Source organism: Methyloceanibacter sp. (genome assembly GCF_058506495.1).
Genome location: NZ_JBZMXT010000054.1, coordinates 1 through 14,847, shown reverse-complemented (window position 1 = coordinate 14,847; position 14,847 = coordinate 1). Strand labels below are relative to the sequence as shown.

General features: G+C 57.3%; 15 protein-coding genes, 1 tRNA gene and 1 pseudogene. 9 read left to right on the top strand and 8 right to left on the bottom strand.

What is annotated here, in order from left to right; genetic code table 11:
* The 3 genes and pseudogenes from AC33YF_RS09890 to AC33YF_RS09880 form a co-directional block, all read left to right on the top strand.
* Nucleotides 1-307, top strand: a pseudogene (locus tag AC33YF_RS09890) (branched-chain amino acid ABC transporter substrate-binding protein); the annotation flags it as partial.
* A 10-nt stretch (nt 308-317) separates the two neighbouring features.
* A complete protein-coding gene (locus tag AC33YF_RS09885) occupies nt 318-1,304 on the top strand; it encodes a YVTN family beta-propeller repeat protein (RefSeq protein WP_491777039.1) in 987 nt (328 codons plus the stop codon).
* 212 nt (nt 1,305-1,516) lie between these two features.
* Nucleotides 1,517-3,280 (top strand): PQQ-dependent methanol/ethanol family dehydrogenase, encoded by a 1,764-nt coding sequence (locus AC33YF_RS09880; protein WP_491777038.1) that lies wholly within the window; start codon nt 1,517-1,519, stop codon nt 3,278-3,280.
* Between the two features lie 80 nt (nt 3,281-3,360).
* Here the strand turns inward: AC33YF_RS09880 and AC33YF_RS09875 are convergent, their stop codons facing one another.
* Together AC33YF_RS09875 and AC33YF_RS09870 are read right to left on the bottom strand one after the other, a co-directional pair.
* Nucleotides 3,361-4,329: a quinoprotein relay system zinc metallohydrolase 1 gene (locus tag AC33YF_RS09875; RefSeq protein ID WP_491777037.1), complete on the bottom strand. Its 969-nt coding sequence runs from the start codon at nt 4,327-4,329 to the stop codon at nt 3,361-3,363.
* 21 nt (nt 4,330-4,350) lie between these two features.
* Nucleotides 4,351-5,160, bottom strand: coding sequence for a quinoprotein dehydrogenase-associated SoxYZ-like carrier (locus tag AC33YF_RS09870; RefSeq protein ID WP_491777036.1), 810 nt, complete (start codon nt 5,158-5,160; stop codon nt 4,351-4,353).
* Nucleotides 5,161-5,312: 152 nt separating this feature from the next.
* Between AC33YF_RS09870 and AC33YF_RS09865 the strand changes: the two genes are divergently transcribed.
* Nucleotides 5,313-5,987 carry a rhodanese-like domain-containing protein gene (locus tag AC33YF_RS09865; protein WP_491777035.1) on the top strand — a complete coding sequence of 225 codons (675 nt, stop codon included), beginning with the start codon at nt 5,313-5,315 and terminating at the stop codon, nt 5,985-5,987.
* A 102-nt stretch (nt 5,988-6,089) separates the two neighbouring features.
* Here the strand turns inward: AC33YF_RS09865 and AC33YF_RS09860 are convergent, their stop codons facing one another.
* Nucleotides 6,090-6,611 carry a hypothetical protein gene (locus AC33YF_RS09860; protein ID WP_491777034.1) on the bottom strand — a complete coding sequence of 174 codons (522 nt, stop codon included), beginning with the start codon at nt 6,609-6,611 and terminating at the stop codon, nt 6,090-6,092.
* Nucleotides 6,612-7,024: 413 nt separating this feature from the next.
* On the opposite strand from AC33YF_RS09860, the gene AC33YF_RS09855 reads away from it, so the two are divergent.
* Nucleotides 7,025-7,249, top strand: a complete 225-nt coding sequence (locus AC33YF_RS09855; protein ID WP_491777033.1) for a hypothetical protein — start codon at nt 7,025-7,027, stop codon at nt 7,247-7,249.
* 244 nt (nt 7,250-7,493) lie between these two features.
* Here AC33YF_RS09855 and AC33YF_RS09850 read toward each other — a convergent pair whose 3' ends face one another.
* A complete protein-coding gene (locus tag AC33YF_RS09850; protein WP_491777032.1) occupies nt 7,494-8,609 on the bottom strand; it encodes an AI-2E family transporter in 1,116 nt (371 codons plus the stop codon).
* A 183-nt stretch (nt 8,610-8,792) separates the two neighbouring features.
* On the opposite strand from AC33YF_RS09850, the gene AC33YF_RS09845 reads away from it, so the two are divergent.
* From AC33YF_RS09845 to AC33YF_RS09830, 4 genes are all read left to right on the top strand, one after another.
* A complete protein-coding gene (locus AC33YF_RS09845) occupies nt 8,793-9,518 on the top strand; it encodes a potassium channel family protein (protein WP_491777031.1) in 726 nt (241 codons plus the stop codon).
* Nucleotides 9,519-9,521: 3 nt separating this feature from the next.
* Complete coding sequence (locus AC33YF_RS09840) at nt 9,522-10,073, top strand: hypothetical protein (protein WP_491777030.1); 552 nt, start codon at nt 9,522-9,524, stop codon at nt 10,071-10,073.
* Between the two features lie 3 nt (nt 10,074-10,076).
* The gene (locus AC33YF_RS09835; protein WP_491777029.1) at nt 10,077-11,309 is read left to right on the top strand and encodes an HlyD family secretion protein; all 1,233 of its coding nucleotides are present in this window, start codon (nt 10,077-10,079) and stop codon (nt 11,307-11,309) included.
* Between the two features lie 155 nt (nt 11,310-11,464).
* Nucleotides 11,465-13,153, top strand: coding sequence for an alpha/beta hydrolase (locus AC33YF_RS09830; RefSeq protein WP_491777028.1), 1,689 nt, complete (start codon nt 11,465-11,467; stop codon nt 13,151-13,153).
* Nucleotides 13,154-13,215: 62 nt separating this feature from the next.
* On the opposite strand, the gene AC33YF_RS09825 is transcribed toward AC33YF_RS09830, so the two are convergent.
* The 4 genes from AC33YF_RS09825 to infA all read right to left on the bottom strand — a co-directional run bounded on the left by AC33YF_RS09825 (nt 13,216) and on the right by infA (nt 14,613).
* Nucleotides 13,216-13,291 (bottom strand) — tRNA-Phe (locus AC33YF_RS09825).
* 149 nt (nt 13,292-13,440) lie between these two features.
* On the bottom strand, nt 13,441-13,644 hold the full coding sequence (locus AC33YF_RS09820; protein WP_491777027.1) for a DNA gyrase inhibitor YacG: 204 nt from the start codon (nt 13,642-13,644) through the stop codon (nt 13,441-13,443).
* Nucleotides 13,641-14,435 carry a Maf-like protein gene (locus tag AC33YF_RS09815; protein WP_491777026.1) on the bottom strand — a complete coding sequence of 265 codons (795 nt, stop codon included), beginning with the start codon at nt 14,433-14,435 and terminating at the stop codon, nt 13,641-13,643. Before AC33YF_RS09815 ends, AC33YF_RS09820 begins: the two co-directional genes overlap by 4 nt.
* Nucleotides 14,395-14,613: a translation initiation factor IF-1 gene (infA, locus tag AC33YF_RS09810; protein ID WP_045365920.1), complete on the bottom strand. Its 219-nt coding sequence runs from the start codon at nt 14,611-14,613 to the stop codon at nt 14,395-14,397. Before infA ends, AC33YF_RS09815 begins: the two co-directional genes overlap by 41 nt.
* Between the last annotated feature and the right edge of the window lie 234 nt (nt 14,614-14,847).

Here is a 14,847-nt window from a genome sequence, read left to right as displayed (position 1 = left end):
GATGCGCCCGATTGACTATGCGGCGTGGATCGCCGTACGAGCAATTGGCGAGGCGGTAACTCAAACAAAGTCGAATGACCCGGCCGTACTGCGTGCCTATATTTTATCCGAAGACTTCGAGCTCGCCGGTTACAAAGGCCGTAAGCTCAGTTTCCGGCCGTGGAACGGGCAATTGCGCCAACCAATTCCACTCTCACACCCGAGGGCGGTGGTTTCTCAGGCGCCCCTTGAAGGTTTTCTGCATCAATCCAATGAAATGGACACGCTGGGTATCGACCGCGCGGAGTCGCTTTGCGCCAGCTTCTGAGGAGAACAACGTGCACCTATTGCGATATTGCCCCCCTGTCGCCGCTGCGCTGGCCCTGAGCCTGGCTTCATCTGCAGCACTGGCCGCTGGCGAGATTTGGGTATCCAACGAAAAGGACAACACGATCAGCGTAATCGACGAACAGTCTCTCGATGTTGTTCGCACAATCGAGGTCGGTGAGAGGCCGCGCGGTATTACCTTCTCGAACGATTATTCCGTCTTGTTCCTATGCGCCTCGGACAGCGACGCGGTTCAAGTGATCGATCCAGAATCTGGCGAGGTATTGAATGAGCTCCCCTCGGGCGAAGATCCCGAGCAATTCATTCTGCATCCTGACAACCGCCACCTCTACATCGCGAATGAGGATGATGCGATTACAACGGTTGTCGATGTTGAGAGCCGCAAGGTCATTGCACAGATCGATGTGGGCGTTGAGCCAGAGGGTATGGCCGTGTCCCCTGACGGCAAGATCGTCATCACGACATCCGAGTCTTCGAACATGGCGCATTGGATCGACACCGAGACCTATGAAATCATCGCCAATACGCTCGTTGACCAGAGACCACGCCACGCGAGCTTTACCGCCGACGGCTCGGAACTCTGGGTGAGTTCCGAAATTGGCGGCACGGTCACTGTCTTCGATGTGGAATCGAAGGACGAGAAAGCCAAAATTGCGTTTGAGATCAAGGGTGTACGCCCCGACCGCGTTCAACCTGTTGGCTTCGAACTGACGTCGGATGGGAAATACGCGTTTGTTGCGCTGGGCCCCGCGAACCACGTCGCCGTGGTGGACCAGAAAACGTATGAGGTGCTGGATTATATTCTTGTAGGCCGACGCGTCTGGCACGTCACATTCAATGGAGATGAAAGTTTGCTCTTCACGACGAATGGCGTGTCCGGCGACGTCACAGTGATCGATGTCGCAAAATTACAACCGGTAAAGACGATCAAAGTCGGCCGGTTTCCCTGGGGCGCAGCCTATCGACCTCGTCCGTAAGCAGGCGTTTTCGCCATGATCCCGCGCGTCGCGCACAGCCGCCGTCTGCCTATCAAAATTGCAGGCTGATCTTCGAGATTTGCGATCACTGGCACCGGAAGCGTGCCGTGGTTGCACCTTAGTACAATATGCCGCAGGCGCGACACCGAGATAATCGCAAGCTCAAAATTCCCTGTGTCAATGTCGGCACGGGGCACATATGGGAGGAACTAATGCGAAGAGTTGTTGCAGCGGCGCTGCTCACCGTGTTTGCTGGTGGCACCGCACATGCGGACGTCACTGAGGCCGACTTGGCCAACGACGCAGAGAATACCGAAAGTGTCTTGACCAACGGAATGGGGCGTCACCTTCAACGCTACTCTCCGCTCGACAAGATCAACAAGAACAACGTCAAAAATCTCGTTCCGGCTTGGGCTTTCTCGCTGGGTGGTGAGAAGCAGAAGGGCCAGGAAACACAGCCGATCGTTGACGACGGCGTGATGTACATCACCGGTTCTTATTCGCGGCTTTATGCTGTCGACGCCAAAACAGGCAAGGAAATTTGGCAGTACGATGCTCGTTTGCCTGAAGGCATCCTACCTTGCTGTGACGTCGTAAACCGTGGTGCCGCCATCTTTGGCGACAAGATCTACTTCGGCACCTTGGACGCAAAGATCGTGGCTCTCGACAAGAAGACCGGCGACGTCGTTTGGAGCAAGAAGATTGCCAACTTTAAGGATGGGTATTCCTACACGGCAGCGCCGTTGATCGTTGACGGGCTTGTCATCACCGGTAATTCGGGCGGCGAGTTCGGCATCTTGGGCGAAGTCCAGGCGCGCGACGCTGAGACCGGCGAACTGGTTTGGACCCGGCCGATGATCGAGGGCCACATGGGGACTTACAAAGGCAAAGAGTCCTCCATGACCGGTAAAGTCAATGCAACTTGGCCCGGTGACTTGTGGAAGACCGGCGGCGGGGCCCCGTGGTTGGGTGGCTCCTACGACAAGGAAACGGACACGATCGTGTTCGGCGCCGGAAACCCGGCTCCTTGGAACAGCTGGCTGCGCGGTGCAGGCAATCCGAAAGGCACCGAGGGTGACAATCTCTATGCGGCGAGCCGCGTAGCGATGGATCCGAAGACCGGCGAAATCAAGTGGCACTTCCAGACCACGCCCCGCGAAGGCTGGGACTTCGATGGTGTGAACGAAGTGGTTGCCTACACCGATCGTGACGGCAACAAGCGTTGGGCCACGGCTGACCGCAACGGCTTCTTCTACGTGCTGAATAGAGAAGACGGTAAGTTCGTTTCCGCAACCCCATTTGTGAAGAACATCTCCTGGGCAAGCGGGATCGATGAGAATGGTCGGCCCAAGTTCATCGAAGACAACCGTCCCGGCGACCCCAGCAAGGCTGCTGATGGCAAGAAGGGCGAGGTGATCTTCGCAGTGCCTTCGTTCCTCGGCGGCAAGAACTGGCAGCCGATGTCGTTCTCCAAGAAGACCGGAAACTTCTATGTTCCTTCAAACGAGTGGGGCATGGATATCTGGAACGAGCCCGTGACCTACAAAAAGGGCGCCGCTTATCTCGGATCGGGCTTCACCATTAAGCCGATCTTCGAGGACTACATCGGTTCTCTAAAAGCCATCGACCCGGATACGGGCGACATCAAATGGGAGTACAAGAACGGGGCTCCGCTCTGGGCCGGCGTTATGTCGACGGCCGGCGGGCTTGTTTTCACCGGCACTCCCGAGGGCGAGTTCATCGCCTTTGACGACGAGACAGGCGAGAAGCTGTGGTCGTTCCAGACAGGCTCCGGCATCGTCGGTCAGCCCATCACCTGGGAGCAGGACGGTGAGCAGTACGTCACTGTGATCTCGGGTTGGGGTGGCGCGGTTCCGCTCTGGGGCGGTGAGGTTGCCAAGAAGGTTGAATACCTCAACCAAGGCGGCACCCTCTGGACGTTCCGGGTCCCGAAGGAACTCGCTTCCGCAAACTAAAGACTTTACCCTAGCGAAGACTAATAAGAAGCGTCGGCCCTGCTGGCGCTTCTTTTTTGTTGCTTAAAGAACGATGCGTCTTAGAGCGCTTGGCTCTCACCCTGACCGATATAGGGGAGTAGCCTGTCCTCCAGCCCCGGATAGAGATGGGCGACAGATCGCTCTAGTTCTTCCCTGGCGAGAGCGACAGACTGAAACCGCTCTGGGATTTGGATGCTCATCACCTCGGTCATATCCAAGCCGTTCTTGACGGCTTGTTCCAGCGTTCTGGACAACCATGCGAGATAGTCTCGCGTTTGATCTATGGCACGTCCCTCTCCATCGGGCTCCCCGTGCCCGGGAATCAGCACTTTGTGCGGAACCTTGGAGAGTGCATCCAGGGATTCTTGCCAATCCAAAAGGCTCGCGTGTGGTGTCGTAGCGGCGCGGTCCAAGAAGGCCAAATCGCCTGCGAACAAGATACCCGTGCTCTTGTCGAGGATGACAAGGTCCGAGCTCGTATGACCTTTCAGCCCGATAAGCTCAAAGCGGTGATCGCCGATTTTCTCTTCACCATCTGCGACCACGACACCCGGGGTAACCGCATGGGTGCCCCGCATCCAGTCCCCCAGCAACCGGTAGAGATTCTCGGCGAGCATCTCTCCCTCGGCGTCGATGTTCTTGGTGACCTGCTCGGTCGATGCAATGACGCCGGGATCGAAGGCTTGGTTTCCGAGGAAATGATCGGGATGATGATGCGTGTTGTAGACGCGGACAATGTCCTTGCCCGTGGTCCGCTCAACGAGCTGCCGCAAGGCCAGGCCGTATCGCTTTGACGAACCGGTATCGATGACGACCGCGCCGTCTTGCGTATCAATGAAGGCGACATTCACGATGTCACCGCCATTTGCCATCGTGAAGTATTCGCGCTTGCCAATCAATACGTAGGTGCCAGGGGCAACTTCACGTGCGCTCAACGCATAGCTAAGCTGCGCCGCAAGCGCCGCCTCGATGCGCGGAAATGCAAGCGCGCAAAGGCCTCCAACCAGCGTATCTCGCCTTGTGAGCATTATTCAGCGACTTTGTCTCAATTAATGGAACAGCGCCTGACTAGACGTAGCGTGAGGAGCAGGCACTTTGACGTTCACCAAATTTCCGTCCGTGTCACGTCCTTGAAGCTGCAAGTAGTCCGTCGTCATGGCCAGATTGGGCTTCAACGTGAACGTGGGGTGCTCCGAAACAGGCTGACGAATGTCGAGCCGCCCGAGAACCCTTTGGTCGGGCGCCTTGATTTCGAGCCTGTTCATAAAGAACGCGGGAATACCGTCAGCAAGGCCCGTATCCATTGGGTGACGGATTTTCACTCGGAGCCGAGCATCCGTGTCGTTCGCGTACCGCCAGATCTTGGCCCTTACCTCTACGAGGTGGCTGATCCAGTCGTCTTGTCCGTGCGACAAGGCAGGCGCCGTACATCCACCGCCCGCAGCGTCCACGAGGACCCCACCGACATGCCATGTGCCGTCTTCAGTGAGGACAGCGGCCCGGATCGGCGTTGCCTGCTCGACCTTCACCCGGAACGAAATGTAGGCCGCCGCCTCAACGGGCTCATAGGTGAGCACGTGTGGGATGGGGTTAAAGTCCGTGACAACGACGATCTTCTCGACAGAACCCAGCTTGGTTGCGTCGACCGTTACGGGTATTTCCATCTGATTTTCGGCGACGGATGGCGCGACAACGGAGACGGCATCGTCGAAGACGATTTCTCCATCACTGACGCGTTCCAAAATACCCGCCATCGACGACCACATGACCGATTTTAGCGGATCTTCCTGGCTTTCGGCTCGCACCACACCGGGCAGCAAGACCGCGGCAGCCACGAGAATCGCGATCACAGGCTTCATCGGGGAATCTCTCCTAGTGTGTTGCGCCACCGGATTATACGCTTCCGCGGGGCATGCGCCAAATGGTCCGCGAGCACCCACGTTGGGGCGCAATTTGTGCAGCACGCGGACGTGGTTAGTCTTGCCCTTTGTAGAAGCCCTTGAAGAGCCTGATGTCAACTGTCCCTAAGGTCTCTGAGAAGTCCTCACCTGGCCTGACTGCGCCGCCCGAATGCTGGGCGCAAACCTGGCATTACCGATGGGTCTGGACCACACACCTGCTCGCGAGCTTGGCAATCTTGCTTCTAGTTGGATCGACGCCTCTGTCGACATCAGCGCAAGCAGAACCCAAACTCAAATATATGGATCCGAAAACGGGGTTCCGCTTGGGCCACTACCGCGCGCCCACGCCCGAAAGCGTCCCGAACGCGACGCGAATTACGCTCGCTGAACTCAGAGCGCTGCTTGAAGAGCCCAATGTGGCGCTGATCGACGTCATGGCCCACACAGGTGCGGGACCCGACCCTTCGACGGGGCAATGGCGGTTGAGCGAAGTGCGGAAGAATATTCCTGGGAGTGTTTGGCTCCCCGAGGTCGGCAAAGGCCGTCTCGGCCCGTATCTGCGGCGATATTTTGAAGATAACCTTGAGAAGATCACGGGAGGCGACAAGAGCTATCCAATTGTCTTCTACTGTCTCGCCGATTGCTGGCCCTCCTGGAATGCCGCCAAGCGCGCTGGAGAGTGGGGCTATAAGAATGTGCTTTGGTTCGCCGAAGGTACGGATGGCTGGTTGGAGGCAGACTTGCCGCTGCAGGAGGCGCGGCCGGTCCCAATTGACCTGGACTAATGAGGCGCCGCTCAGCGACTGCACGGCCGCAACGAACAAAAAACGACAGTGTGCGCCTTAGCCATGCGGCGATCGACTAGTACCCGGCAACTTCCAGTACTGTCACTTGATAACCAACCGTGGCAGCCAATGGCTTTCAGGGTCGGCTTCGGTGATGTCTTGAGGGCCGATCGGACGAAGATTACCGTCCTCAGGAGGTGCGGCCAAAACGTTCATATCGATCTCGTTTAGCTTGCCCTCAAACTGCTCTCCCTTCTCGCTCAATTGGTAATAGACGCCGTTCCACATGTTGATCCCGTATTCGCCAGCTTTTTTCCAAACGAACATCAGGTCATATTCGACGTCGGTCAGGTCTCCATCCTGAAGGCTTCGGTGAATTTCATAAGGGTACGGAACACGACACCAGAGCTTGTCGGGGCCCGCGAGGCACTTAAAGGGTCTCATCGACAAGAAGTAGTCTCCAAAACGGCTTTCGTCCCAGGTCAGCTCATAGCTGTCATCCTTGAACATAATCGTGGCTACGCGAACTTCCGTTCCCGCATTGTCGACGAGAAAAACGCCGCGGTCTTCTGCCGCCGCGGCCGTTACTAGGAAGCAAAGTGCGATCGCTGCGAAGCGAGCCATTGTTTCTCCCTGGATTTTTTGTGTTTCCCCACACGTCTCTAGCGTTGTTGAGATCGTAGCCTACCTGTTCGCGCGATGCCCACCTGATCATCGATCAATTTGACGCGAGGTAAGGCCTGTTCGACTGTCGTGAGTCCGACTAAACCGCAAGCGCAAAAGCCTTGGAGTATTCCCAATCCGCTGAGGGCCATTGGCCAACACCGAACCGCGATTTGGGGACGCCTGCTTTGGGGCAGAACAAGTGTCGAACTACTCCACTCGGTAATGATTCTTATCGACCATACTCCCGGTCGCGGCCGATCTACCATTGGACAAGGTTTATGCGTCGGCCATAATGTAGTGCTAAAAAAGATGTGCACAAACGTACTCTGTCTGAAGTGCGTTCTGTGCTCTAGAAAGATGGAGGATTCCAGATGAAGCACATTCTCTCCGCCTGTCTCCTTGCCGCGGGTTTGACCGTAGCGGTCACGGTCCCGGCCTCTGCCATGTACGTCGTGAAGGACAATACGACCGGCAAATGCATGCTTATGACAAAGCTCCCTTCCACCCCGACGCAGCGGTTCAGCATGATGGGCCTCTATACCAACAAGGCGCAGGCCAAGAGGGTTGCGCGCCGCTGCAATAGAGGACGGATGTAGGTTCGTCTGCCTAAACCATTAGGCACCTGCCTTGGGTCCGGCTCGCCGCAAAACGCGGGCCGGACCTCTTCTTTTGTCTATTGCCTTTTTTGGATGAGTGACCGGCTGCAGCAAACATGGCCATATGATGAAACTCGTCGCGTTCGCCACGTGACCTCCAAAACAAGTCTCGTGCTCGTCCGCCAATTCCCTACAGAGAAGACGCTTGGCGATCAGCCAAGTCGTGATTGCGCTCGCAACCCATTCATGAATCTGAGTCGGTGTCCACTTCACCGGTTTCCGACAGGAGAGCCGCTACGGGCTTTGTGGACGGAAAGTTAGACAGAATGATCATGAGAATCACCGTAATCGGTACGGCAAGGAACATGCCGGCGATGCCCCACATCGCGCCCCACACGAACAAAGACAAGATCACGACAAACTGGCTGAGGTTGAGTGTCTTTGCTGATAGCCGCGGTTGAAGCACGTTACCGACAAAAAACTGAATCGTGCCAATTGCAGCCAACAAGACCAAGAACGGACCAAACTCTCCGAATTGAAGCAAGCCGTACAACGAAGGCAGAGCCGTTCCGATGATGGAACCAATCGTCGGAATGAAGTTCAGGATGAGAATAAGGAACGCCCAGAAGGCCGCGTGGTTGACACCGACGAGCACCATGACGAGGTACGACAGACCGGCTGTGAGCATGCTGACGAATGCCATGATCCAAAGATAGCTCTGAACGTCGTGACCAATGCGCTCCAATATCCCGCGTATCTGCTCGCGGCGCTTCTCGTCCCGCACGATGGCGTTGAGCTTCAGATCAAAGAACTTTTGTTCGATGAGCAAAAAGACAACGTAGATGAAGACGACGGCGAAGCTGTTAGCGAAACTAGTTGTCGCAGAAACGATAGAGCTGAGCAGTTGTCCCAAACCGAACTGCCCGAAAACCTCATCCATTATCTGTTCCTGATCGACTCCTGTGAAGGCGGCAAGCTTGTCGAGCAGGATGGTCAGGCTCCGCTCGAAGTCTGCTGAGCTCGCTCTCATTGTACTGACATTGCTGATCACAACATCGAGCGCAAAAAGACTGGCGGCAACCATTGTCAGAAGCGCCAAGACAATCGAGAGGCCCGTCATGGGGCCGAACCATTTCGACCAGAGCTGTCGGTAGGCTTTTGCCAGGGCGTTGATGAAGAACCAGACGAGAAGCGCTACCGCCAGCGGGATAAGCACATTCGAGCCATAGGCAACCAGCACGACGGAGAAGAGTATTAGGCCCGAAACCAAGAATGCTTTGGTGAGCGGCCGCTCTTGGATCTCCGGCGCCTGATCTTCGCCAATGGCCGAACGGCCCGCAACCTGTTCTGATTCCGTCACCAGATCGTCTCCCGCTCTTCCGGTTCCGACTTGCTCTCAAAGTTCTATGCAGAGGCGCGAAACTATACGGTCGTCGCAGTTTCGTCTCTCTCGTATCATCCTGCCAACCGTCGCATTGTGGAAAAAATCAGTGAGCCAGAGCGTAACGGTCGCCCTGGCCGAAATACGCCAAGGGAGCACGCAATGACAGCTCAATCTCAACTTTCAGTGCCCAGGAATAGAGTTCCCAAGTACGCGGTTTTGCTGCTGGTGCTGTGTCTCTTGATTGCTTTTACGCCCACCGCGACGGCCACAGGATCAGCGGTGCTGGTTGAGATGCTGTTCGACGCTGTCATTATCGTGGGAGCTTACTCGGTCACTCGTAGCGGCGCCCCGCGATGGCCATTTCTGGCGCTGACCGTTTTGACGTTCATAGCGCGATGGTGCGCTCTGCTGTGGGGTGGGCTCGAGCTGGAGACCATCGCGGTTGCTTTCACGGTGATCTGGACCGCGTTGGTCGTGCTGATTGTATTGGGCGAACTTTTTGGCGCACGTGGTGCAACAAGAGGTGCGATTACCAAATCTGTCTTGGTGTATCTCCTGATTGCCGTGGTATTTGGGAACTTATACGAACTCATAGAGCTCAGCAGACCAGGATCGTTTTCGGGCATTCCTAGCCATTCTGCCTTGGACCAATTGGGCGATGCATTTCTCTACTTTAGTTTGGTAACTCTGACGACTGTTGGCTTCGGCGATATCATTCCAGTCTCAAGCCTTGTGCGCCCAGTCGTCGCGTTGGAGGGGGCCGTGGGAACGCTGTACATAGCCGTAATCATCGCCAGGCTGGTGGCACTACACGTTGCCAGTGGTAATAGAGGCAATGGCAGGTCCTATTCCGAGATGGCTCCAGCCCATTCGACGGGGGATTGACGGATGTTTCAGTTCTTTATCACCGCGCTCATCACGATCCTGCCCGACTACCTCTACAGGCGCTACGGCCAGGGAAAGCATCTCGGCAAAGAGATCACACTTTCTAACTTTTGGTACGAACTGCGTTGGGGACTGATAGCTTGGGCCCTGCTGAATCTCATTCTGCTTCCTCTTGGTGGCGGGAATGACCTTGGATCAACAAAGATGAAAGCCGGAAATCCGGACGCAGCGCTCGACACACTGCCATTCTTTATCACTCCCCCAGGACAAACGGACGGACTACTCGTTGCTGTCGCACTGTCTTTGGTTTTAGTCCTGCTGGGCCTAGGCCTCTTATACTTTAAGATCCAAGCTTGGCCGGACCGCCTGGCCAAGGGTGCCACCAAGGTTCAGCTACAGATCGTCGGCATCCTCGGTCTCATCTCGTTATTCACGTTCAACAATCTCTACTGGGTCGCTGGCCTGATTCTGGCTTCCATCCGGTTCCCAGACTTCATCACTCCGCTGAAGCAAATCGCGAAGGCGTTAACGAAGAGCGCAGAGACAAAGACCTGACGCATGATCGAGCTTATTTTCAGCTTCCTCGTCACGATCCTGCCTGACTATCTCTACCGACGTTATGGTCAGGGAAAGCGGCTTGGCGAAGAGATCACACTTTATAACTTCTGGTATGAGCTGCGCTGGGGCATAACCGCTTGCGCAGTGATGACAATCACGCTCATCACCGTGATCTTTTACTTCCACCCCATCGCATCGAACGTTCTTGTCGGTTTCCGCACGGTCTCGATCATTTCTGACCGCCCAGGCCGAGTCGAAGAGGTCTACGTCACCAACAATCAAGACGTAAGGGCCGGCGACCGGATCTTTCGGCTCGATACGAGCCGACAGCGCGCCGCAGCTGAAACAGCACGCCGGCGCATTGCCGAGGTCGACGCGGCAATGAAACAAGCACAGTCTGAGCTAAGCGTCGCTAAGGGAAATATTATCGTGGCGGAAGGCGCCTTGCGCGAGGCGCAGGACGAACTGAAGCGCCGCGAAGAGCTCTACGAGCGCAACCCGCAGGTCGTCTCGGCGCAGGAGCTCGTGAGTCTCAGCGCAACAGCCGACAGCCGACAGGGTGCGCTGGACGCAGCCCTTGCAAAGCGCCAGGTGGTCGAAGCGCAGATCTCGGCCAGCCTGCCCGCGCAGCGCGCGAGTGCCGAAGCTGCTCTCGCCGAGGCGGAGACAGAAATTCAGAAGGCGACTGTGTTCGCCGGGATCGACGGCACGGTGAAGCAATTCGTCCTGCGACCGGGCGACATCGTCAATCCGATTCTACGGCCTGCGGGCATTCTCGTGCCGGCTTCGTCTGACACACCGGTCGTTCTGGCAACCTTTGGGCAGATTTCTGCACAGGTCTTGCACGTTGGCATGATCACGGAGATTACCTGCTCCTCTAAACCATTGACGGTCATTCCAATGGTCATCACCGATGTCCAGAACGTGATTGCTAGTGGCCAAGTGCGTCCAACCGATCAGCTGCTTGATGTAGACGAGAGAGCGCAACCTGGCACAATCCTGACATTTCTTGAGCCCGTATTCGAAGGTAGTCAGGCCAGCGCAATTCCGCGCGGAAGTATCTGTGTTGGTGTCGCCTATTCCAGCCACGCCGCCGAAATTGAGGCGGGTAAGGCCACAGGTATTCGTGCACTTGCGATGCGGATTGTCGACGGTATGGGCATCGCGAATGCGATCGTAATTCGCGTTCAGGCCCTCATGCTGCCGATCCGTGCAGTCGTGTTCGGCGGCTAATAGCGATCAACGGCATACCCAGAAGGCTTTGGAGCCATGCCCGCGCTTCGCCTTTCGGGCGTCGACGAGTCAGAAGTTAACTCGGTGTGCCCCCGGCGTGGCTCAAAATTTGCTGGCTCTTGCCATGAGAACTGAGGTTGGGAAAATTCTCACGCATGACAGAAAGCAATGAACCAACAGAAAACTCTGACGCGACCCCTTGGTGGCTACCGTCACTGACTGGGGTTTTTCTCGGCCTGTTGTTCTTCATACTGACGTTCACTCCTTCGCTCGTGCCACGCCCGCCTCCGTTTCAGGGCGTGCTCGGCGGCTTGGCGTTCTTTATCGGGTATGCCATCGGGTATGGCGGCCTAACCTTGTGGCGCTACCTTGAGCTCCCTGAAATTCCGCGGGCTTGGTATCGGGTCGTCAACATCAGCTTGGCTGTGTTCTGTGCGATCGCTGCCTTCGTCTATGTCCCGCAAGCCGCTGCGTGGCAAGACGAGGTCCGTTCTCGCCTAAACATGCCGCCGACCGACGCCACAAATCTTCTTCAGGTGGTGGTAATCGCTGTCGCAGTTGCCGCTGTGCTGATGCTTCTCTTACGCTTGATAATCGGGGGGACCCGGGCCGCCTCGGCCCTTGTGTATGGCTGGGTTCCGCGAAGGGTCGCGGCACTGCTCGGCGCTTTGGTTTTCGCGGTGCTTCTGATCACGCTTGTCAACGGCACGCTGGTCAGCGCTGTCATTGGGGCGATCGACCGCGCCCAAGCCTTGGTGGACATTGCCGACCCGCCTGGCGCTTCTGTCCCCATCGAGGCTACGAGATCGGGAGGTCCGGGTTCTGTCATTGAATGGCAGGGTCTCGGCCGAGCGGGAAAGCGGTTCGTTACCGAGGGTCCGAGAAAGACGGATATCGAGGCTTTCAACGGTCGAGAAGCTCTTGAACCGATCCGCGTTTATGCAGGCCTTCGCTCTGCAGATTCGCCGGAGGAGCAGGCTCAGAAAGCACTTGCCGACCTCATCGAGATGGGGGCCTTTTCCCGTTCCATTTTGGTCATTGCAACACCGACAGGCACGGGGTGGGTCGACAACAACAGTATCGCGCCGCTTGAATACATGCATGACGGCGACGTCGCGACCGTTGGGGTCCAATACTCCTATCTACAAAGCCCGCTCTCGCTGATCCTGGAACCAGGACGTTCTCAAGCATCTGCCGCAGCCGTGTTCAGGACCATCTACAATTACTGGAACGGCCTCCCTGAGGATGAGCGCCCCAAACTCTATCTGTTCGGGCTCAGCCTCGGGTCACTGGGATCGGAGGCCTCGCCGCCGGTTCACGCTTGGCTCGGCGACTCCTTCGACGGTGCTGTCTGGGCCGGGCCGCCGTTTCGAAACCAGCTTTGGCGAACCGTGCAGCGTGATCGAGACGAAGGGTCTCCCGCTTGGCGCCCGACTTTCGAGGACGGCGCAAATTTTCGGGTGATCGGCCACCAGGACAGTGCCAACGAAGGCAGTGCGGATTGGGGGCGCGTGCGGATCGTCTATATCGCGTATCCCAGCGACGCGATCGTCTTCTTCGAGGAAGGCATGTTCCTCCGCGCACCGCAGTGGATGAGCGATCCCAGAGGTGGCGATGTCTCGCCGCTACTTCGCTGGTTCCCCATCATCACCGCGCTGCAAGTAGGCGTCGACATGATGTTCGCGGCGGCTGTTCCGCCCGGGCATGGTCACAACTACGCCGTTGAGGACTATATCGAGGCTTGGTCGGAGGTCACTGCGCCACCGAATTGGGACAGTGCGGATTCGAAGAGGCTCGCTGACAAGATCGAGGCCAAAGCCGCGATACTCAGTACGTCCTGGTAACGCCTGCTGCGTTGTTTGGGGTCAGCCTGCCAACCGGTCATTGAAGTAGTGATAGAAGACAATGGTGCCCAGGGGCGGGATCGAACCACCGACACGCGGATTTTCAGTCCGCTGCTCTACCAACTGAGCTACCTGGGCATGCCTTAAGTTAGCTGTCCGCCTGGCGCGAGGAATGGCGCGAAACGCCTCCAATACAGCCAATTTCGAAAGGCTCTGGCTTATAGGCAATCGGCCGGGCTCTGTCGAGACCGGACTTCTGCTGTCTCTTCTCCGACGGCCCGCTGGTTCTAGCTCTTTTCCCAGTCCGCCGGGTTCTCGGGAAAATCCTCCTCGGCCGGGTCACCAGGAACAACATAGCCACCCTTAAGCCAACGGCCGAGGTCCAGATCTGCGCAGCGTTGCGAACAGAAGGGACGATGCGCTTTGACGGTCGGCTTGCGACAGATGGGGCAGCGCGAAACAGCCTTTGGCGTCTTGCCAGCCGTGCTCACTCGGCATCGACCTCGACTTTGGCGAGCCAGGTCAGCGCGACCGGGTACCCCTCGCCCGCCAATAAACTGACCGTTTCGGTGAGCGGCAGGCCGACCACATTCGTGTAGGACCCAACCAACTTCACCACGAAAGCGCCCGCGATGCCCTGAATGGCATAGCCGCCGGCCTTGCCCCGCCATTCGCCACTGGCGAGATATGCGCCAATTTCTTGGTCCGTAATGTTGCGGAAGCGGACACGCGTCTCGACGACCCGCTCGCGCCAGCGGCCCTCGGGCGTCACCATTGTGACCGCCGTATAGACGCGATGCGCGCGGCCGCGCAGCAGCCGCAACATATCGGCGGCCTCGTTCTCTAGCTCAGCCTTGCCGAGAACGCGACGCCCAACGGCGACGACCGTGTCGGCAGCAATGAGGAAGCTCTTGGCGAGCTCGGGCTCGTTTTTGACGAGATTCAGCGCAGCTTCCGCTTTTGCTTTTGCGAGCCGCCGAACAATTTGTCGGGGCACCTCGCCTTTCGAAACGCTTTCATCGACCGAGGACGGCCGCAACGCGTCTGGCGCGAGCCCTGCTTGCTCGAGCAGCTGCAGCCGGCGCGGAGACGCCGAGGCGAGCACAAGCTTGGGCCTGAAGCTGGAGCCTGGCTTTTGCGCACGCCGGCGCGACGGGCGCTTCGGCGCCTTCGTCTTGCCGGACACGGCCGCGGGCGCAGACTCGGTTTGCGCAGGCGTGCTGCGCTTGAGCCCGAGCTTGCTACTTAAATCGGTAAGTGATCCGACCTTTAGTGAGATCATAGGGGGTCATCTCGACCAAAACTTTGTCACCAGCAAGCACCCTGATCCGGTTCTTGCGCATACGTCCCGCCGTGTGGGCAATAATCTCGTGTTCGTTCTCGAGTTTCACCCTGAAAGTGGCATTCGGGAGGAGTTCGGTCACCACTCCCGGAAATTCGAGCATCTCTTCCTTCGCCATATGGCTCCTTCCGCATCTATCGATTGCCGCGGAGAATGGTCGGGTGGCACTCTAAAATCAAGGCTGATTCCCCTTATTCTCGGCAGGAAGCCACCCCAAACCCGCGACCACAACGCCGCCTCTCGCAGGGACTCTGGGGGGCGATGTCTTGCACGCGTTGCGGGCCAGGCGCATGATCCGGGCCCAATCTAGGGAGGGATGGCTCATGAATCCGAACAAGGCGCTATGGGAAAA